The 20,313-nt window shown below is 63.3% G+C and carries 19 protein-coding genes; 14 read left to right on the forward strand and 5 right to left on the reverse strand.

The window, feature by feature from the left end; translation table 11 throughout:
• From ACT89O_RS04460 to ACT89O_RS04470, 3 genes are read right to left on the reverse strand one after another with little or no spacing between them, the layout of a single operon-like run.
• Positions 1 to 804 carry an ABC transporter substrate-binding protein gene (locus ACT89O_RS04460; protein ID WP_487261954.1) on the reverse strand — a complete coding sequence of 268 codons (804 nt, stop codon included), beginning with the start codon at positions 802 to 804 and terminating at the stop codon, positions 1 to 3.
• Positions 801 to 1,568: an HD-GYP domain-containing protein gene (locus ACT89O_RS04465; RefSeq protein ID WP_487261955.1), complete on the reverse strand. Its 768-nt coding sequence runs from the start codon at positions 1,566 to 1,568 to the stop codon at positions 801 to 803. The genes ACT89O_RS04460 and ACT89O_RS04465 overlap by 4 nt, the downstream gene beginning before the upstream one ends.
• Positions 1,565 to 1,951 (reverse strand): response regulator transcription factor, encoded by a 387-nt coding sequence (locus ACT89O_RS04470; RefSeq protein ID WP_055399596.1) that lies wholly within the window; start codon positions 1,949 to 1,951, stop codon positions 1,565 to 1,567. Before ACT89O_RS04470 ends, ACT89O_RS04465 begins: the two co-directional genes overlap by 4 nt.
• 76 nt (positions 1,952 to 2,027) lie before the next feature.
• On the opposite strand from ACT89O_RS04470, the gene ACT89O_RS04475 reads away from it, so the two are divergent.
• Positions 2,028 to 2,741 (forward strand): response regulator, encoded by a 714-nt coding sequence (locus ACT89O_RS04475; RefSeq protein ID WP_218298812.1) that lies wholly within the window; start codon positions 2,028 to 2,030, stop codon positions 2,739 to 2,741.
• 8 nt (positions 2,742 to 2,749) lie between these two features.
• Entirely contained in the window at positions 2,750 to 3,487 is a 738-nt protein-coding gene (locus ACT89O_RS04480; RefSeq protein WP_487261956.1) for a response regulator, read from the forward strand.
• A gap of 225 nt (positions 3,488 to 3,712) precedes the next feature.
• On the opposite strand, the gene ACT89O_RS04485 is transcribed toward ACT89O_RS04480, so the two are convergent.
• Both ACT89O_RS04485 and ACT89O_RS04490 read right to left on the reverse strand, forming a co-directional pair.
• Positions 3,713 to 5,497 carry a methyl-accepting chemotaxis protein gene (locus tag ACT89O_RS04485; protein ID WP_487261957.1) on the reverse strand — a complete coding sequence of 595 codons (1,785 nt, stop codon included), beginning with the start codon at positions 5,495 to 5,497 and terminating at the stop codon, positions 3,713 to 3,715.
• A gap of 49 nt (positions 5,498 to 5,546) precedes the next feature.
• Positions 5,547 to 5,999, reverse strand: a complete 453-nt coding sequence (locus ACT89O_RS04490; RefSeq protein WP_487261958.1) for a chemotaxis protein CheW — start codon at positions 5,997 to 5,999, stop codon at positions 5,547 to 5,549.
• Positions 6,000 to 6,274: 275 nt separating this feature from the next.
• Between ACT89O_RS04490 and ACT89O_RS04495 the strand changes: the two genes are divergently transcribed.
• From ACT89O_RS04495 to ACT89O_RS04550, 12 genes are all read left to right on the forward strand, one after another.
• Positions 6,275 to 7,510, forward strand: a complete 1,236-nt coding sequence (locus ACT89O_RS04495) for a class I SAM-dependent rRNA methyltransferase (RefSeq protein ID WP_487261959.1) — start codon at positions 6,275 to 6,277, stop codon at positions 7,508 to 7,510.
• Positions 7,511 to 7,635: 125 nt separating this feature from the next.
• A complete protein-coding gene (locus ACT89O_RS04500; RefSeq protein ID WP_306555985.1) occupies positions 7,636 to 8,697 on the forward strand; it encodes a CobW family GTP-binding protein in 1,062 nt (353 codons plus the stop codon).
• Between the two features lie 181 nt (positions 8,698 to 8,878).
• Entirely contained in the window at positions 8,879 to 9,676 is a 798-nt protein-coding gene (gene dksA, locus ACT89O_RS04505) for an RNA polymerase-binding protein DksA (RefSeq protein ID WP_082437502.1), read from the forward strand.
• A gap of 42 nt (positions 9,677 to 9,718) precedes the next feature.
• Positions 9,719 to 11,482, forward strand: coding sequence for an STAS domain-containing protein (locus ACT89O_RS04510; RefSeq protein ID WP_487261960.1), 1,764 nt, complete (start codon positions 9,719 to 9,721; stop codon positions 11,480 to 11,482).
• Between the two features lie 181 nt (positions 11,483 to 11,663).
• Complete coding sequence (hslV, locus tag ACT89O_RS04515; protein ID WP_055399580.1) at positions 11,664 to 12,230, forward strand: ATP-dependent protease subunit HslV; 567 nt, start codon at positions 11,664 to 11,666, stop codon at positions 12,228 to 12,230.
• Positions 12,231 to 12,337: 107 nt separating this feature from the next.
• A complete protein-coding gene (gene hslU / locus ACT89O_RS04520) occupies positions 12,338 to 13,663 on the forward strand; it encodes an ATP-dependent protease ATPase subunit HslU (protein WP_487261961.1) in 1,326 nt (441 codons plus the stop codon).
• Positions 13,664 to 13,916: 253 nt separating this feature from the next.
• Complete coding sequence (mraZ, locus tag ACT89O_RS04525; RefSeq protein WP_218293289.1) at positions 13,917 to 14,345, forward strand: division/cell wall cluster transcriptional repressor MraZ; 429 nt, start codon at positions 13,917 to 13,919, stop codon at positions 14,343 to 14,345.
• An 8-nt stretch (positions 14,346 to 14,353) separates the two neighbouring features.
• Entirely contained in the window at positions 14,354 to 15,280 is a 927-nt protein-coding gene (rsmH, locus tag ACT89O_RS04530; RefSeq protein WP_487261962.1) for a 16S rRNA (cytosine(1402)-N(4))-methyltransferase RsmH, read from the forward strand.
• A 1-nt stretch (position 15,281) separates the two neighbouring features.
• Positions 15,282 to 15,602, forward strand: coding sequence for a cell division protein FtsL (ftsL, locus tag ACT89O_RS04535; RefSeq protein ID WP_055399574.1), 321 nt, complete (start codon positions 15,282 to 15,284; stop codon positions 15,600 to 15,602).
• On the forward strand, positions 15,599 to 17,344 hold the full coding sequence (locus ACT89O_RS04540; protein WP_487261963.1) for a peptidoglycan D,D-transpeptidase FtsI family protein: 1,746 nt from the start codon (positions 15,599 to 15,601) through the stop codon (positions 17,342 to 17,344). The genes ftsL and ACT89O_RS04540 overlap by 4 nt, the downstream gene beginning before the upstream one ends.
• The gene (locus tag ACT89O_RS04545; protein ID WP_487261964.1) at positions 17,341 to 18,846 is read left to right on the forward strand and encodes a UDP-N-acetylmuramoyl-L-alanyl-D-glutamate--2,6-diaminopimelate ligase; all 1,506 of its coding nucleotides are present in this window, start codon (positions 17,341 to 17,343) and stop codon (positions 18,844 to 18,846) included. Before ACT89O_RS04540 ends, ACT89O_RS04545 begins: the two co-directional genes overlap by 4 nt.
• Complete coding sequence (locus ACT89O_RS04550; protein WP_487261965.1) at positions 18,843 to 20,306, forward strand: UDP-N-acetylmuramoyl-tripeptide--D-alanyl-D-alanine ligase; 1,464 nt, start codon at positions 18,843 to 18,845, stop codon at positions 20,304 to 20,306. The genes ACT89O_RS04545 and ACT89O_RS04550 overlap by 4 nt, the downstream gene beginning before the upstream one ends.
• Positions 20,307 to 20,313: the final 7 nt, after the last annotated feature.

Raw genomic sequence — 20,313 nt, forward strand, 5'->3', positions numbered from 1 at the left:
TCAGTTCAGGAGGATGCTTTCGAGTCCGTGGCGCCGTGCTGCCGTTTCCAGGCGACCGTCCTGCCGAATCCGGGCGACAAAAGCGTTGAGCACGGCTCGCCATTCGACGTCGCCTGGTTTGCTGGCATGGGCGTAGGGGAGCGTATAGAACGGCTTGGGGGGGGGCACCAGTGCGGCCCATTCCGTGCTTTCGATCAGTGCGCGACCGTAGGGGTAATCGGTCATGAAGACGTCCACGCGGCCCGCAATGAGCTCGCGTTCGCGTGTCTGTGGCAGGTGGATGGAGACGAGACCTGCATGCTTGAGGCGTTGCCGCATGACTGGCTCCATGAATGTTCCAGCCTGCACGCCTACCTGCACGCCGGGTTGGTCGATGTCGCTCCACTGCCGCACGATGCGGCTGGTGCGTGTGGTTACGGCATAGATATCGCTTTGCAAATAGGGCGTGGAGAACTGGAGTTGCTCCATGCGCTGCGGCAGCATGGCGATGCCGAACATCGCTACATCGCATGTGCCTGCCTGCAGGTCCTGCACCAAGGTGACAAAGGAGGAGTCCACGAATCGCAGCTTGACGCGCAGATCAGACGCCAGTGCCGTAGCCAGATCGATGTCCAGGCCGCTGAGCTGGCCGGAGCGCGGGTCCCGAAACGAGATGCGCTGGTACGCGGGCCAGATACAGACCCTGACTTCACCCCGGGCCTGAACGCGGTCCTGAACCTCACCTGCTGTGGCGCCCCAGGAGGCCAGAGCGGTAGCCAGGAGCATGAGCACCGCAGCCTGCACTCGGTATGTACGGAAGATCATGGTGCCTCCTGCTTGCGGTTGATCAGGTCGGCGAAGGTCATGCGTCCGACCGTGACTTGCTCACGCAAGGCCGAAATGGCGGCGCTGTTGCGCAGGAAGCAGTCCACGATATCCGGGTCGAAGGCTTTGCCTCGTTCTGCCAGGAGCATCTCCAGCGCTTTTTCGTGGCTGAAGGCCGGGCGGTAGACGCGGTCCATGGTCAGGGCGTCGTAGAAGTCCACGATGGTCACAATGCGCCCCGACAGGGGGATGGCTTGGCCTGCCAACTGGTTCGGGTAACCCTTGCCATCCCAGCGTTCATGGTGTGCAAGCGCAATTTCGGCGGCCACCTGGAACAGCTCGATGCGCGATTTTCCCAGGATGTCTGCCCCGATGGCAGGGTGCCGGTTCATGATCATGCGCTCCTGAGGCGTGAAGGCACCAGGTTTCTTCAGCACGTCGTCAGGAATGCCGATCTTGCCAATGTCATGCATGGGGGCCGCCTTGCGCAGCATCAGGGCGTAGTCCTTGGATTCGCCCAGAAAAAGTGCCAGGGCCTCGGCCAGGAATCCGATGCGCACGATGTGGATGCCTGTGTCATCGTCTTTGTATTCCGCCGCCATGGACAGCAGAAACAGTGCCTCATGGTGGGCGCGGGCCACTTCCTGCAACGCCTCGTTGCGTTCCTGGTACATGCGCCCCAGATCGAAGACGATCTTCTCCATCTGGTCGGCCGCCGCAGGGCTGAACTGGGTATTTTCGCGTGCAGCTGCAACCATGTTCATGGCGCCTCGCCGGGGGTTGTGCCCAGGTGGTTGATGGTTTCGATCAGTTTGAGGGGGCTGAAGGGCTTGAGCAGATAGGCGTCGGCCCCGGCCATCATCCCCGCCTCGATATCCTGGCTTTGCCCGCGAGCCGTCAGCAGCACCACCCAAGGTTTGCCCAGCGATGGGTCGCTTTTGACAAGGCGGCACAGATCGAGTCCGTCCATGCTCCCGGGCATCATGATGTCCAGCAACAGTAACTGGGGGCGCAGCGTTCGCACGGCCTCCAGGCCCTCGTCGGCGTTGACGGCTTCATGGATGTCGTGGTCTTCGAACTCCAGGGTCATGCGGATCAGTCGGCGGATATCCGCATGGTCTTCGATGATCAGAATGCGTTTGTTCATGGTTGGGCGCTTGTTGTAACTAGTTTTATCAATTTTATCACAAAAGTGATTTTTCGAAGTGATAAAATTCGCCGCTATGGAACTCAGTCTTCTCTCTTCGCTGCCGGTGGATTGCAGTACCCGTGATGTGGCGCGGGTGCTGGGCATGGCGGTTCGTTCTGTTCAGCTGATGGTGGACCGGGGTGAGCTGGAGGCCTGGAAAACACCAGGAGGTCATCGGCGCATCGCGAAGGCATCGGTCGAGCGGTGGCTGGCCCAGCGGCAGGGTCAGGGCCAGCCCGTTGTACCGGTTGCCGAAGTTGCCGTGTCTGGTGTGGTGGTCGCGCCAGACGATGGGGTGGTCAAAGCTGCTCCCAGGCGCGCCGAGCAGGTCGGCGCTTCTCGCGAACCAGCGGGTACACACGGCCAGCGGGTGTTGCTGATCGAGGATTCCGCACATTTCCAGACCCTGGTGAAGCTGTTGATGGCGCACGATTTCCCGCAAGTGGAACTGCATGTGGCAGACGACGGCATCGTTGGCTTGGCTATGGCGGGCGAACTGCAGCCGGATGTGCTGATTGTGGACATCCTTCTTCCTGGCATTGATGGCGCAACGCTGATTGCGCGTCTGCGCTCGCATCCCCAGTTCCAGCGCAGCCGTCTGATCGTTGTGACCTCGCTCGACGAAGAGCAGCGCAGTCCCTACGCCTTTGCGCTGGCCGGGCTGCCTGTGGTGCACAAGCCCCGCTTGGTGCAGGAGCTGCCTGCGTTGCTGGCGGGGTTCCTGCGTCCTGTGGCCGAGAAGGCCTGAGCGCCGTCGTGACGCAGCCGCGCGTGCTGTTGGTGGAGGACGATCCGTCAGTGCGCCGGTTTGTCCAGATGGCGCTCGATCCCCTCGGCGTGAATCTGGTGCCATGCGCCACGCTCGTCGAGGCGAAGCAGGCGCTGACCACCGAAGTGGCACCCCTGGTCCTCACGGATCTGACCCTGCCCGATGGCTCCGGCCTTGATCTACTGGTATGGATGCAGACAAATCTTTCGCCTCAGGGAGCGGCCTGCCGCACCGTGGTGTTCAGTGGTGGGATTGACCCAGCCACGCAGCGCACGCTGGAGTCGCTCAACGTCTGGCGCGTTCTGCACAAACCCGCCTCCGTGGGGGCGCTGATGGCGTGTGTTTCTGAGACTCTGGCCAGCCTCGAATTGGGGGCGCAGGCCGATTCCGCCGTCGTCACCGTTGCTCAACACAATCCAGTGGCCGAGTTTTTCGGCGGCAACCGAGCGCTTTACCAAGCTTATCGACAGGCATGCCTGGCCCGATTTCCTCAAGATGTGATGGAAGGCGATCAGGCCGTGGCGGCGCAAGATGTACAGGCCCTGCGGCGCGTGGCGCACAACCTCAAGTCAGTGTTGACGATGCTGGGTGAGGCGCCAGCTGCCCAGTGTGCGCGAAGCACCGAGGAGTGGGCTGCAGGGGGCCATTCTGACCTTATGCAACAGGGATGGCGACAGTTGCGGCAGCAGGTGCTGCGTGTGGTTTCTGTTCAAGGCGAAAGTTGAATTCTTTGCATCTCGCAAGCGGCAGCCTATTGCCGGTACGTGGATCATTTCACAGCTTCTGAACAATAGAAAAACCACCCGAAGGTGGTGATTCCAAGGGGACTTCAACAGCTGACGCTTGGCGTCCGGCGTCTGGCCTTTATTCTTTCGGGCTTGGAGTGCCGATAGCGAAAGTTGCCCCTGGGGGGCAACTTGCAACAGACGTTTTCCAAGTCCGGCGGGTTCCTAGAAGTTTTCCCACTCTTTCTCTGCATGTGGAGCGGCAGTCACGAGTTTTGCCGAAGGCAGATGCGCTACGCCCGATTTCGCCATTGCCACACTTCGGACAGCCGCCTTGATGGCGGAGGTCGCGGATCGCTGGTTTGGGGCTTTCCGGGCCATCGGCGGCCGTGAAGCATATGTGGTGGATGTGCTGAGCGCTCCTTGTGGGGGCACCACCGCAGGGCGCTCTTCCAAAGCCAAGGGCGAAATCTTGAAGGAGGAAACCACGTTGACCAGCTCCGCTGCCTGGGTGTTGAGGCTGCTGGCTGCTGCCGCCATTTCCTCCACCAGTGCCGCGTTCTGCTGGGTGGCCTGGTCCATCTGGGTGACGGCTTCGTTCACCTGGTCCACGCCCTGGCTCTGCTCGGAACTGGCTGCGCTGATCTCCGCCATGATGTCGGTAACGCGGCCAATTGCCGAAACCACGTCGCTCATGGTCTGGCCTGCCCGGTCCACGAGGGCGGAGCCGGCTTCTACCCGTTCCACACTGGCACCGATCAGCACTTTGATTTCGCGCGCGGCGTCTGCGGATCGGCTTGCCAGGCTACGAACCTCGCTCGCAACCACCGCAAAGCCCCGGCCTTGTTCACCCGCACGGGCGGCCTCCACGGCGGCGTTCAGGGCCAGGATGTTCGTCTGGAAGGCGATGCCGTCAATGACACCGATGATGTCCGAGATCTTGCGGGAGCTGTCGTTGATGTCTTTCATCGTGCGGACCACGTCTGCGACAACCTCGCCGCCTTGGCTTGCCACGTTCGACGCGTTCTGCGCGAGCTGATTGGCTTGCCGGGCGTTCTCGGCGTTCTGGCGAACCGTCGAATTCAGCTCCTCCATCGATGCTGCGGTTTCTTCCAGTGCACTGGCCTGGTTTTCGGTGCGTGCCGAGAGATCGCTGTTGCCCGCCGATATCTCCGCGCTGGCAGTGGCCACGCTGTCGGAGCCTTGGCGTACCTGCGAGACAACCTGTGTCAGCGATGTCTGCATGTCGGAGAGCGCTTGCAGCAGCGGACTGAATTCATCGTTGGCGTTGTCAATGACCTCTCCGGTCAGGTCGCCATCGCGCACGCGGGCTGCGATCACTTGCGCTTCTGACACCCGGCGCTGAAGGACGCTGCCGACATACCAGGAAAACACCATCAAACCGGCTGCAATCGCCGCGACGGCTGCCACCAGGCTGTAAAGCGTTTGTTTCGCATCTGACTCGATCTTTCCAATGCTCTCGGTCAGCGATGTGTTCTGGCGCTGCTTTTGTTGGCTCAGCATCTCGAGCACCACGTTCCGGGCAGGAATCGTCTTGGCGACCAGAAAGTCGAAGCCTTCTTCCTTGTTACCTTGCTCAATCAACTGGATGTTTTGCCCTGCGATCTGCCAGAACGTGCCCAGCGCCTGAACGAGTGCAGCGTACTCAGTCTTTTCGGTCGTGGTGACAGCAGTTTTTTCCAGTGCCAACTGGTCGGTGTCGATCAGCTTCTTTTTCTCCGCAATGTCTGCCAAGGTGGCCTTCACGTCGCTGGGTGTCCTGACCAGCAGCGCATGGCGCAACTGGAGAGATGATCGTGTGACGTTGAGCTCCATGGCTGCCAGCCGCAACTGGTGGGGAACGGACTCTGTGGCGACTTTTCGGGTTTGGGCGGTGACCTCGGAGAGGTTGAACCATGCGAGAAGCGCGACCAGGGTCAGGCCACTGATGAGTGCGAAGGACAGCAGGTGCAGGCGTTTCGCAATGCCGAATGCTCTGAAGAAGTTCATAGGGATTCCGTGTAGGTGTGTTTGTGTTTCGTGGCAATGCGACAGCGCGTCATTGCACGGTGAGGGGCGATGGCAACGAGGGTGCCAAGAGCTTTTCGATGTCGAGCAGGATGAGCATCCGGTCATCGACCGATCCGATGGCCAGCAGGTGGTCCCGATCCACGTCCATGTCGAGTGCGGGGACAGGGCGCAATTGCTCTCTCTGCAGCGTGAGCACATCAGACACGCCATCCACCACAACGCCCACGACGCGCTGACCAATGTTGAGGACGATCACCACGGTCAGATGGTCATAGCGAGCCTCTGGCAAGCCCAGTTTCAGGCGCAGGTCGATGATGGGCACGATCACGCCGCGCAGGTTGACCACGCCCTTCAGGTCGGCGGCGGCATTGGCGATGGTGGTGGGCTTTTCGTACGAACGGATTTCCTGCACCCGCAGGATATCTACGCCGTACTCCTCGTTGCCGATCTTGAATGCCAGGAACTCGCGAAGATCCGTCAAGACCGTTGGGGCTGCATCAGGGATAGAACCCAGGCTGGATAGGGTGTGAAGATTCGCTGACATGTTTGTTTGATATAAATGATAGTTGTGCGAATTTTATGAGAGATGAATCAAATTTGTCAAATAAATGATTCCAAAAAATGATAAATATGCTTTCTCGCCAGCGCTGTGGGTGGTCTTTTGTGCAAACGGGCGGGCTTATCGCAGGGTCCGCGCATGCTGTTTTTCAAGGGATGATGGTTGGACGGCAGCGGTGAGCCCGCACAATCCGGGGCATGAAAACCCTTCGCCTTCGCCCTGGCAAAGAGCGCTCGCTCCTGCGCCGCCACCCCTGGATCTTCGAATCGGCCATCGCCAAGGGCGGCGGCGACAGCGGCGAGACCGTGCGTGTGGAGTCGCACGAAGGCCAGTTCCTTGCCTGGGCCGCCTTCAGTCCCAGCTCGCGCATACGCGCGCGGGTGTGGAGCTTTGACGAAGCACAGCGCATTGATGCTCCGTTTTTTATAGCTGCTTGCGCCCGATCCATAATCGCCAGAGCCCGATTTGACGTGCAAAGCGATGGCGTGCGTCTGGTGCACGGTGAATCCGACGGTCTGCCGGGGCTCATCGTGGACCGCTATGGCGATACGCTGGTGGCCCAGTTCACCAGCGCGGGCACCGAGCGCTGGAAGGATGTGATCGCCGACGCGCTGCTGCGCGAGACGGGCCTGACCAAGCTGTATGAACGCTCAGACGCCAGCGTGCGTGCGCTGGAAGGTCTGGAGCCCGCCACGGGCTGGCTGCGCGGCGGGCCCACGGGCACGGCGGGCGATAGCGAAGGGCCGCCGCTTGAACTCACCATCCACGAACACCAGTGGAGCCTGACGCTCAACATCGCCGAGGGCCACAAGACCGGCTTCTACCTGGACCAGCGCGACAGCCGCAAGCGGTTTGCCGACTACACCCAGCGCCTGGGCTTCAAGCATGTGCTCAACTGCTTTTGCTACACCGGCGGCTTCAGCGTGGCGGCGCTGGCGGGCATGCGTGCGGCAGGCACCGTGGCCGATGGGCATGTGACGTCCATCGACTCGTCCGGTCCTGCCTTGGAGCGTGCCCGTGCGCACGTGGCGCTCAACGGCTTCGACCCGAACCGCGCGAGCTTTATGGACGCCGACGTGAACGCTTCACTGCGCCAGTTCCTCAAGGAAGGCCAGCGGTTTGACGCCATCATCCTCGACCCGCCCAAGTTTGCGCCGACCGCAGCGCACGCCGAACGCGCGGCCCGCGCTTACAAGGACATCAACCGGCTGGCGCTGCAACTGCTGACCCCGGGCGGGGTGCTGTTCACCTTCTCGTGTTCGGGCGGCATCAGCGCCGACCTGTTCCACAAGATCGTGGCGTCGGCGGGCGCGGATGCGGGCGTGGACGGCTACATCCTGGAGCGCCTGGGCGGCGCGCCCGACCACCCGATGACGCTGGAGTTTCCGGAGGGCGAGTACCTCAAGGGGCTGGCGGTGATGCGCAAGGCGTGAGCTATCCGTGCCCTGCAAGGGCTTGACAGCCTCGGTACACTGAAAAATGAGTCCCTCCGCAGGGAGGTCGCGCTGAGTGGCATCGGGCCGCAGCGCAGGTATTGATCCCCTTGAAAGACAGATTTATGGCACTGATCCCCGTCACTATCCTCACCGGCTTCCTGGGCTCGGGCAAAACCACGCTGCTCAAGCGCCTGCTCTCCGAAGCCCATGGCCAGAAGATCGCCGTGATCGAGAACGAATTCGGCGAAGAGAACATTGACAACGACATCCTCGTGACCGAGTCCAAGGAGCAGATCGTGCAGATGAGCAACGGCTGCATCTGCTGCACCATCCGCGAAGACCTGCGCGAGACGCTGCAGCTACTGGCCGCCAAGAAGCGCAAGAACCTGCTGGAGTTCGACCGCATCGTGATCGAGACCACCGGCGTGGCCGACCCGGGGCCAGTGGCGCAAACCTTCTTCATGGACGAAGAAATTGCCGAGACCTACCTCATCGACTCCATCATCACCCTGGTGGACGCCAAGCATGCGCCCCAGCAGCTCAACGACCGCCAGGAAGCGCGCCGCCAAGTGGGTTTTGCGGACCAGATCTTCCTGTCCAAGACCGACCTGGTGTCCAAGGACGAGACCGACGCGCTGATCCATCGCCTCAAGCACATGAACCCGCGCGCACCCATCAAGGCCGTGCATTTTGGCGAAGTGCCGCTCAAGGAGGTGTTGGACCTGCGCGGCTTCAACCTCAATGCCAAGCTGGACATCGACCCGGACTTCCTGAAGGAAGAAGGGGATGGGCATGACCACCACGACCATGACCACGAACATGGCGAGCACTGCAGCCACCCCTCGCACCAGCATGAACATGGCCATGGTCACCACCATCACCACGACGATGATGTGAAGAGCTTCGTTTACCGCTCCGACCGGCCATTCGACCCGGCCAAGCTGGAGGACTTCCTGGGGGCCATCGTGAATATTTACGGCCCGCGCATGCTGCGCTACAAAGGTGTGCTTAATATGAAGGGCACTGAACGCAAGGTGATCTTCCAGGGGGTGCACCAGCTCATGGGAAGCGATCTGGGCCCCCAATGGGCCGAGGGTGAGACGCGCACGAGCAAGATGGTCTTTATTGGCATTGACCTGCCCAAGGACATCTTCCTGCAGGGGCTGGAACAAAGCCTGGTCTGACCCTCACCGGGGCCTGTGCCGCCCAGGGGAGAACGGCGTGTTTGTGTTGTATCTGCAACGTTTTCGTTTGCGTCAGCCCAGGTCGATACAATCGCGCCCCGGTAAAACCCCGGAAGGCTTGCCACCCGCCCTTGGCTGCGAATGCAGCTAGGGCCCGCCCGTACTGCGAGGAGACCAGGAAGTGAAAGCCGACACCAGCAAATCCAAGGGGGCCACCAAGGCAACCCCTGCCGCGGCGAAAAGCGCCGCCGCCCCAGCGGCACCCAAAGTTGCTGCGAAGGCCACTGCCAAGGCTGCTGCGGCGCCCAAGGTGGCCGCACCCCCCGCCGTGGCGGCGCCTGCTCCGGCACCCGTGCTGCAAGCAGGCTCGCAGGTACCCGTGCGCACAACCCGGCCTTCTTCACGATTGGCCCAATTGACCGTACCATCCATGGCACAGACAGTGGCTTCGACCGCTGCCAAAGCCAGTTATCTACATACCATGCCCACGACCGCGCAAGCACAGCCTACGTATACGGCTGCCAAAAAAGACCCCAAGCTGGCGAACAACTGGAAAACCAAGTCCGCCGCTGAGTTGACCGATGCTGAAGTCATGGCCATGCCTGACGACGAGTACATGAACGACAAGCAGATGGCCTTCTTCCGCCTGAAGCTGGTGCAGCTCAAGCAGGAGATCCACAACAGCGCTGGTGAAACGACCGAACACCTTCGTGAAGACACCGTGGTGGTGCCCGATCCGGCCGACCGCGCCACGATCGAAGAGGAACATGCCCTGGAGCTGCGCACCCGCGACCGCGAGCGCAAGCTGCTCAAGAAGATCGAGCAGTCCATTGCCCGCATCGACGCAGGTGACTATGGCTACTGCGACGAAACCGGCGAACCCATTGGTGTGGGCCGCCTGATTGCCCGTCCTACTGCCACGTTGTCCCTCGAAGCACAACAACGCCGCGAACTCAAGCAGAAGATGTTTGGTGATTGACCGGGCCGTCTGGCCTGATCAACCCCAAGCGCACCCTGAGCCATGAGCAAGGAAGAAACCACCCCCGGAGGCCTGCTGTCGAAGGTGGTTCGGTTCGTGAAGAACCCGACGGTGAACTGGACCGAGCTGGACTCCATCCAGGACGACCGGGAGAGCCAGTACAGCAAGCAGATGCTCAAGGAGATGATCGAGCGCAAGCGCCGCAACGATTTCGTGCGGCGCCGCGAGTTCGATCAGCTGCGCAAGCTGCGTCAGCGCGAGGTGCTGCAAGGCCAGCGTGTGGAAGACGCCGCAGGGCGCCCCTCGTTCTTTCAGAGCAGCATGGCATCGCCCGACGAGCGGGCCGTCACGCTCAAGAAGATCGACGAGATCGAAGCGCAGATGTCGCAGCAGTGGTGGAAGAGCAAGCAAGGTGCAGAGGCTCCCACGCAACCCGGCACTATGCCTGTTGCTGCCGACGCAGCTGCGTCCTCTGATTCCGCCCACGCAAGGGCGTATGCGCCCACGGCACCCGGCAGCCTGCCAGCGCCCCTCGAAAACAAGGCCGGTGTCCAGCCGCTGTTTGCCGATGACAGCATGGCAATTGGCCGGTTTGGCGGCACCGATGCGCAAATGCTCGCGGGCGCAGGTCCTGGCGAAGCGTCCTTCAGCCTTGCGGCAGCTACTGCGGTAACGCCAGCGCCCGCATCCGAACCGGAGGAATTCGTGCACGAACCCGATTTAGAAGAAGCTGCCATCCGGTTTGCCAATGGCGACCACGCCGGGGCTGAGTCCGGCCTGCTCGATGTGCTGGCCCAGCACCAGCAGGATGCGCCCGACGACCAGCTCGAAATCTGGATGACACTGTTCGACCTGTACCGTGCAACGGGCCAGCACGACCGGTTTGACACCCTGGCCATCGACTTCGCCGCCCAGTACAGCCGCTCCGCTCCGCTGTGGTTTTCCATGCCCGAGCAATTGGGCATGGCGCCGCCCGCTGCAGCGGCTGCGCCTGGAACGGCTGCAGCCGCACCGGCAGGCGCGGTGCGCCGCGATTTCAGCTGGAACGCGCCGCCCACGCTGGCTGTGTCTTCGGTGGCCGCACTCCAGGCCTCGCTGGCACGCGCCGCCTCGCCCTGGACCCTGTCCTGGGCCCGCTTGGGCGCTATTGATGACGCTGCCGTGCCTTTGCTGGCGGACCAGTTCACCCAGTGGGCCGAGCGTGATGTTCAGCTGGTGTTCTCCGGGGTAGAAAAGCTCAACGCCCTGCTGGATGCCAAAACCCAGTCTGGCGACCGCGCCACCAGCCCCGAGTGGTGGCGCCTGCGCATGGCGGCACTGCGGCTCATGGGCAAGCCGGATGAGTTCGAGCTGGTTGCGTTGGATTACTGCGTGACCTACGAAGTCTCTCCGCCGTCGTGGGCGTCGCCGCGCTGCGGGTATTCGGACAACGAAGGTGTGTCTTCGGGCTCGGCGCCTCTGGCGGCCGACAGTGACTTCATGGCCTCCGACCTGGGTGAGTTGTCCGCCCCCGCTCCGCTGGAGGCGGGCCCCGTGGCGCAGCTCAGCGGCTATATCGATGGTGATGCCACGCCATTGCTGGAGCCTTTCCAGGCCTTCCTGCGCCCGGGTGTGCCGCTGACCATTGCCTGCGACAAGCTCATTCGTGTGGACTTCGCGGCTGCGGGCTCGGTGCTCAACTGGGCGGCCGAGCAGCAGGGCCACGGCCATGTGATCCAGTTCCAGAACCTGCAGCGGCTGGTGGCAATTTTCTTCAACGTTATCGGTATCAACGAGCACGCTTGGGTGGTACCCCGAAAGAACTGAAACCTCCATGGGGCGCACCACCAGCGCGGCGGAGCAACCCTTGCGCGGCGGCTGGGTGCGGGCTGTGACCGTTGCATAGTTTTTGGGTGGGCTGCAGGGCCACAGATTCCCTGGCTGCTCGTGGCAGTTAGCGTTCGGCTTCGCCTTGAAAGCGCTGCCCGTGCCCTCAACTGCCGCAGCTATGGACTCATCAAACGACAACCACCCGGTGTTCCACGGCACCACCATCCTGAGCGTACGCCGCCAGACGCCCCAGGGCGTTCAAGTGGCCATTGGCGGGGATGGCCAGGTCACCCTGGGCAACATCGTGGTCAAGGGCACGGCGCGCAAGGTGCGCAAGCTGCACCACGGCAAGGTGCTGGCCGGTTTTGCGGGCGCCACGGCCGATGCCTTCACCCTGTTTGAGCGCTTTGAAGCCAAGCTCGAAAAACACCAGGGCCACCTGGTGCGGGCAGCCATTGAACTCACCAAGGACTGGCGCACCGATCGCGTGCTGCGCCGCCTCGAAGCCATGCTTGCCGTGGCCGATCTGGAGGCCTCGCTCATCATCACCGGCAATGGCGACGTGCTGGAGCCCGAGCAGGGCATCGTGGCCATTGGATCGGGCGGGGCCTACGCGCACTCGGCCGCCAAGGCGTTGCTCAACCACACCGACCTCTCTGCGCAGGACATCGTCAAGAAGTCGCTGGAGATTGCTGGCGAGTTGTGCATCTACACCAACATGAACCACACCATCGAGACCTTGTAGGTCGGGTGTTTTTTGCAGGGCGGTCTTGACCGCATTTGATACGTTTTTGATAGCTGCTAGCGCTTGATAGATAAGCGCTAGAGCCCAATTTGACTGGAATTTTCGCCATGTCGTCCATGACCCCCCAGGAAATCGTCTCCGAGCTGGACCACCATATCGTGGGCCAGGCCAGCGCCAAGCGTGCCGTGGCCATTGCGCTGCGCAACCGCTGGCGCCGCCAGCAGGTCGAAGGCAGCCTGCGCCAGGAGATCACACCCAAGAACATCCTCATGATCGGCCCGACCGGCGTGGGCAAGACCGAGATTGCGCGCCGCCTGGCCAAGCTGGCCGATGCGCCCTTCATCAAGGTCGAAGCCACCAAGTTCACCGAGGTCGGCTATGTCGGCAAGGACGTGGATTCCATCATCCGCGACCTGGCGGAGATGGCCGTCAAGCAGACGCGCGAATCCGAGATGAAAAAGGTGCGCGCCCGCGCCGAAGATGCTGCCGAGGAGCGCATCCTGGACGTGCTGATTCCCCCTGCCCGCGCAGCCGCAGGCACCGAGCCCGCGGCTGACAACACGGCCCGCCAAGTCTTTCGCAAGAAACTGCGCGAAGGCGCGCTGGCCGACAAGGAGATCGAGATCGATGTCGCCGAAGGCCGCCCGCAACTCGAAATCATGGGCCCCCAGGGCATGGAAGAAATGGCCGAGCAGTTGCGTGGCATGTTCAGCCAGATGGGGCAGGACAAGCGCAAGACCCGCAAGCTCAAGATTGCCGAGGCCCTCAAGCTCATCACCGACGAAGAGGCGGGCAAGCTCGTCAACGAGGAAGAGATCAAGACCCGCGCCGTTGCCAATGCCGAGCAGAACGGCATCGTCTTCATCGACGAGATCGACAAGGTGGCTGCGCGCCAGGAAACCAGTGGTGCCGACGTGTCGCGCCAGGGCGTACAGCGCGACCTGCTGCCGCTGGTGGAGGGCACCACGGTGTCCACCAAGTACGGCATGATCAAGACGGACCACATCCTGTTCATCGCATCCGGGGCGTTCCACCTGTCCAAACCCAGCGACCTGATTCCGGAGCTGCAGGGGCGCTTCCCCATCCGGGTCGAGCTGGAGTCGCTGTCGGTCAAGGACTTTGAGGCCATCCTCACGCAGACCCATGCGTCCCTGGTCAAGCAGTACCAGGCCCTGCTGGCCACCGAAGGCGTCACGCTCGAATTTGCACCCGAGGGCATCACGCGCCTGGCGCACATCGCCTTTGAGGTGAACGAGCGCACGGAGAACATCGGTGCACGCCGCCTGTCCACGGTGATGGAGCGCTTGCTGGACGAGGTGAGTTTTGATGCGACTCGCCTATCGGGTCAGACCATCACCATTGACGCAGCCTATGTGGACGCCCGCCTGCAGACACTGAGCCAGGACGAGGACCTTTCGCGCTACATCCTGTGACCACTCGGCCAAGCCTTGAGAGGTCACTTTCATAGGCCTCTCTAAGTGCTTATTTTTCAACGACTTTTGGCTTTTTAATCTCTGCAAAGTCGCGTCTAAGTCGTTGATTTCATTACAAAAGTTTGTTGGACACCCTCTTGTTCGGTGTGCTTTTCCTGCTACAGTGCAAAAAAGTGCAATTAAGTGGTGAAAAGTGCCCTCAAGGTCCATTGCACGGACCCCCGAGGCGCAAAACCGAATTGGAAATCTGTCCGTGTTTCAAGGTGCCTCGTCGCTGAGTCTCGATGCGAAGGGTCGGCTGTCTGTGCCGACCCGGCATCGTGACGTCCTGGCGGCCACGGCATCCGGTCAGCTCACCATCACCAAACACCCGCACGGCTGCCTGATGGTGTTCCCCCGCCCCGAGTGGGAGAAGTTCCGCGAGCGCATTGCCCAGCTGCCCATGTCCGCCCAGTGGTGGAAGCGCATTTTTCTGGGCAACGCCATGGATGTGGAAATGGACGCCACGGGCCGCGTGCTGGTTTCGCCCGAGCTGCGTGAAGCAGCCGGTATCTCCAAAGACACCATGCTGCTGGGCATGGGCAACCATTTCGAACTTTGGGACAAGGCCACCTACGACGAGCAGGAGGCCAAGGCCATGCAGGGCGAGATGCCGGATGTCTTCAAGGACTTCTCCTTCTAAGGCGCGCTGTGACATCCCCCTTGCAACATACCACCGTCCTGCTCAATGAGGCCGTGGATTCTCTCCTGGGCGGCGCAAGCCCTGAGCCTGCGGGCACCTGGGTCGATGCGACCTTTGGGCGCGGTGGGCACTCTCGCCTCATCCTCCTTCGGCTGGGGCCGCAGGGGTGCCTTGTGGCCTTCGACAAGGACCCCGAAGCCATCGCCGAAGCAACGCGCATCACCGATGCGCGTTTTTCCATTCGGCACGAGGGTTTCCGCCATCTGGCCGATCTGCCGCCCGCCAGTGCTGCGGGCGTGCTGATGGACCTGGGCGTGAGCTCGCCCCAGATCGACAGCCCCGAGCGGGGCTTCAGTTTCCGTTTTGACGGCCCGCTGGACATGCGCATGGATACCACGCGCGGCGAAAGCGTGGCCGATTGGTTGGCCACGGCCGAAGTCGGTCAGATTGCGGAGGTGATACGTGACTACGGTGAAGAACGGTTTGCTGGCCCCATTGCAAAGGCGATTGTTGCTCGGCGCGAAGAACGGGGTCCTCTTTCAACCACCGCAGAACTTGCCGATCTCGTGGCTGGCGCGGTCAAAACCCGCGAAGCGGGCCAGAACCCTGCAACGCGCACATTTCAAGCTCTTCGGATTTTCATCAACGCCGAGCTTGAAGAGCTGCAACAGGCGCTAGAGGCCAGCCTCTCGGTGCTGCAGCCGGGCGGGCGGCTGGTAGTCATCAGCTTTCACTCGCTCGAAGACCGCATCGTCAAACAGTTCATCGCCAAACACTCCAAGGAGGTGTACGACCGCCGTGCGCCGTTTGCCGCACCCCAGGCCATGAAGCTCATCGCGCTGGACCGCATCAAGCCCAGTGCTGCCGAAGTGGCCGCCAACCCCCGCTCACGCAGCGCCATCATGCGCGTGGCCGAGCGCACGGCGGTCGTCTGACATGACGAGGCTCAACGTGGTCCTGTTGCTGGCGGTGCTGGCCAGCGCGATCTATCTGGTGCACACCCAGTATGAATCGCGCCGCCTGTTCACCGAGCTGGACCGCGCTGTGGCCGAGGCCCGTCGTCTGGAAACCGAGCACCAGCGCCTGCAGGTGGAAAAGCGCGCCCAGGCCACGCCGCTGCGGGTGGAGAAGATCGCGCGTGCCCAGCTGAACATGCGCACGGCCACGCCGGCCATCACGCAGTATGTATCTGACCCACAGGGTGTTGCGGCGGCGGCTGCAGCGGCCGCATCGCAACCGGCAGGGGTGCAGCCATGAGCCGCAGCGTGCTCTACACCTCCAGCCCGCTGCTGGCCAGCAAGACACCGGTCTGGCGCAGCAAGTTCATCGTGGCGATGATTGCGCTGGGTTTTCTGGGGCTGGCGGGGCGCGCTGCCTATGTGCAGGTGTTTGGCAACGCGTTTTTTCAGCGCCAGGGCGAAGTGCGTTTTGCGCGCACGCTGGAGCTGCCCGCCAACCGCGGCAAGATTGTGGACCGCAATGGATTGATCCTCGCCTCCAGCGTGCCGGCGGCCAGCATCTGGGCCATCCCTGAAGACGTGGACCAGGACAGGCCCGAGGTGCGCGCCAAGCTCAAGCAGCTGGCCAAACTGCTCGACATGCCGCAGGCCGAGCTGCAGAAAAAGCTGGCGGATGAAGACAAGACCTTTGTCTGGATCAAGCGCCAGCTCGACTGGGATGTGGGCCAGCAGATTGCTGCACTCGACATCAAGGGCATCTACCAGCGCAAGGAATACAAACGCCAGTACCCCGAGGGTGAAGCCGCTGCGCACGTGGTGGGCTTCACCAACGTGGAAGACCATGGCCAGGAAGGCATGGAACTGGCGTTCGACAAGGAGCTCGCGGGCAAGCCGGGCTCGCGCCGCGTGATCAAGGACCGCCTGGGTCGCGTGGTCGAAAGCGTGGGCGAAACCGTGCCGCCGGTCGATGGCAAGGACATGCAGCTGTCCATCGACAGCAAGGTGCAGTTCTTTGCCTACCAGAAGCTGCGCGACCAGGTGGCCGCGCACAAGGCCAAGGCGGGCAGTGTGGTGGTGCTCGATGCGCACACAGGCGAGCTGCTGGCGCTGGCCAACTACCCGAGCTACGTACCCGACAGGCGCCAGAACCTCACGGGCGAACAGCTGCGCAACCGCGCACTGACCGACGTGTTCGAGCCCGGTTCGACCATGAAGCCCTTCACCATCGGCCTGGCACTGGAGACGGGCCGCGTGCGTCCCGAAACCATCGTGGACACCACACCGGGGCGCATCAACATTACCGGCTCCACCATCTCCGACACGCACAACTACGGCGTGCTGACGGTGGAAGGCGTGATCCAGAAGTCCAGCAACGTGGGCACCACCAAGCTGGCCATGCAGATGCCTGCACGCGAAATGTGGGAGACCTTCTCAGCCGCTGGTTTTGGCCAGAAGCCGCAACTGCATTTCCCCGGTGTGGTGACGGGTCGTCTGCGCCCGTACAAGACCTGGCGCCCGGTGGAGCAGGCCACCATGTCGTATGGCTACGGCCTGTCGGCCAGCCTGTTCCAGATGGCGCGCTCGTACACGGTGTTTGCCAACGGTGGCCGGGTGATTCCCGCCACCATGCTCAAGACGGCCGAGCCCGCCGTGGGCGTGCCGGTATTTTCCGAGCGCACGGCCGACCAGGTGCGCAAGATGCTGCAGATGGCTGCAGGCCCTGGTGGCACCGGCCAGAAGGCCCAGACCCTGGGCTACTCGGTGGGCGGCAAGTCGGGCACGGCGCGCAAGCAGGTGGGCAAGAACTACGCTTCGGGCAAGTACCGCGCGTGGTTCACCGGCATGGCGCCCATCGACAAGCCCCGCATCATCGTGGCCGTGATGATTGACGAGCCCAGCAATGGCGTGTTCTACGGCGGTGCCGTGGCTGCACCGGTGTTCAGCGAAGTCGTGCAGCAGACGCTGCGCATGATGGGCGTGCAGCCCGACATGGCGGTCAAGCCACAGATCGTGGCCAACGCGGTGGAGGAATCGCTATGACGACGGTGCCTTTGCTCCAATCGGTGCACGATGCCGTGGCCTGGCTGCGCGAGCGGGTGACCGGCACCCTGCAGACCGACAGCCGCCAGATCCGTCCCGGCGATGGTTTCATCGCCTGGCCTGGTGCCGCTACCGACGGCCGCGCCCACATCGGGGATGCGCTGTCGCGCGGCGCTGTGGCTTGCCTGGTGGAGCACGAGGGTGTCGAGGCCTTTGCGCTGCAAGGTCTGCCCGTGGCGGCACTCCATGGCCTGAAGGCCGCCACCGGCCTGATTGCGGCCGACTGGTTCGACCAGCCCACGCAGCGCTTGGACGTGCTGGCCGTGACGGGCACCAACGGCAAGACCAGCACCAGCTGGTGGCTGGCCGAAGCCCTCAATGTGCTATCAAAACATGAGCTTGCTACGCAAGGTGGATGCGCGCTGGTAGGCACTTTGGGCATGGGAACGCCGCCTGCACTCACCAGCACGGGCATGACCACCCCCGACCCGGTGCGCTTGCAGCGCGCGTTCCAGCAGTTCGCCGACTCGGGCCGCACGGCCTGCGCCATAGAGGCCTCTTCCATCGGCCTGGCCGAACACCGCATGGCAGGCACACGCATCCGTGTTGCCTTGTTCACCAACTTCACGCAGGACCATCTGGACTACCACCCCGGCATGGCGGCCTACTGGCAGGCCAAGAGCGTGCTCTTTGACTGGCCGGGCCTGCAGGCTGCGGTGGTCAACATCGACGATGCACGCGGCGCCGAGCTGCATGCCACGTTGGCAGACCGGCTGCTGGACCTGTGGAGTGTGTCCATCACCGGCCCCGCGCGTCTGGCGGCGCGCGACATCAGCATGGGCGAAGGCGGGCTGCGCTTCACCGTGGCCGAAGGTGTGCACACGCATGTGCTGCAGACCCGTGTGATCGGGCAGTACAACGTCTCCAACCTGCTGGGCGTGCTGGCCGGGCTGCGCGCGCTGGGCGTGCCGCTGCAGCATGCGCTGTATGCCTGTGCCCAGCTTTCCCCGGTGCCAGGCCGCATGGAGCAGATCCACCACCCTGGCCAACCCCTGGTGGCCGTGGACTATGCCCATACGCCCGATGCGCTGGACAAGGCCCTGCAAGCCCTGCGCCCGATCGCGCAGGAGCGCGGCGGCCAGCTCTGGTGCGTTTTTGGCTGTGGCGGCGACCGCGATGCAGGCAAGCGCCCGTTGATGGGCGCCGTCGCCCAGCACCACGCCGACCGGGTGGTGGTGACCAGCGACAACCCGCGCAGCGAAGACCCTGCGGCCATCCTGCACCAGATTCTGCAAGGCACCATCGCTGGCAACACCGTGCGCGCCGAGCCCGACCGCGCCGCCGCCATTGCGCTGGCCATTGCCGAGGCAGCGCCAGCCGATGTGGTACTGATCGCCGGCAAGGGCCACGAAGACACCCAGGAGACGGCCGGTGTGCGCCAGCCGTTCTCCGACATGGCCCATGCGCAGACCGCGCTGCAGGCCCGAGGAGCCCGTCCATGACCGCCACCCCTGGGGTGATGATGACCCTGGCGCAGGCGTTTGCGCTGCTTCAGCCGCGCATTCCTGCCGCCCGCCTGGTGGGCGATGGCGCCACGCCGCTCGCACGCGTGCACACCGACACGCGCACGCTGCAGGCGGGGGACCTGTTTGTGGCGCTCAAGGGCGAGCGGTTTGACGCCAATGCGTTCTTGCCCGACGCCCGTGCTGGTGGCGCCGCTGCTGCCATCGCCCATGGCGGCCTTGCCGCCGCAGGCCTGCCGGGCATCGAGGTGCCGGACAGCCTGGCAGCGCTGGGCGCGCTGGCTGCAGCGTGGCGGGCGCAGTTCAGCCTTTCGTTGGTCGGCGTGACGGGCAGCAACGGCAAAACCACGGTGACGCAGATGATTGCGTCCATCCTGCGCGCCTGGAAGGGTGACGCTGCCTTTGCCACGCAGGGCAATTTCAACAACGACATCGGCGTGCCGCTGATGCTTCTGCGCCTGCGGGCCAGCCACGCCGCCGCCGTGATCGAAATGGGCATGAACCACCCGGGCGAGATCGCCACGCTGGCCGCCATGGCGCAGCCCACGGTGGCGCTGGTCAACAACGCGCAGCGTGAGCACCTGGAGTTCATGCACACGGTGGAAGCCGTGGCCCGCGAGAACGGCTCGGTGTTCGCCAGCCTGCCTGCCGACGGTGTGGCCGTGTTCCCTGCGGAGGATGCCTACACGGGCCTCTGGCGCTCGTTGGCGGCAGGGCGCCGCGTTGTCACTTTTGGCGACGGTGGCGATGTGGCCTGCGCGCAAGCTGCGTGGGGCCAGGGCGCTTGGGCCGTCACACTGGCCACGCCACAAGGCGAAGTGGCCACCCACCTGCACATTGCGGGGCGCCACAATGTGACCAATGCACTGGCAGCCGCTGCCTGCACGCTGGCGGCGGGGGCGCCCCTGGCCGCCATCGCCCAAGGGCTGAACGACTTTGTGCCAGTCAAGGGCCGCTCGCGCGCTTTCAGCGTGCACTGCGCGGGCCGCGACATCACCGTGGTGGACGACACCTACAACGCCAACCCCGACTCCATGCGCGCCGCCATCGACGTACTGGCCGAGCTGCCCGGCCCGCAACTGCTGGTGCTGGGCGACATGGGCGAGGTGGGCGACCAGGGCCCGCAGTTCCACGCCGAGGCCGGTGCCCATGCGCGTGCGGCAGGCATCCCCCTGCTGTTCGCGCTGGGCGCGCAGTCGGTGCACGCCGCCACGGCCTATGGAGGTGCCCGGCATTTCAACGATATGAGTGCGCTGCTGGTGGCAATGCGCGATGCCCTGTCCACCGTGGGCAGTGTGCTGGTCAAGGGATCGAGATTCATGAAGATGGAACAGGTGGTGGAGGCGATTGCCGCCACTGCAGCCGCCGCAGCGCAGCCGCAAGAACAACAACAAAAGCAGAACCGGGCACTGGAGGGACACCATGGCGCAACACTCTGAAGTCACC

Source organism: Acidovorax sp. NN32, from assembly GCF_057597245.1.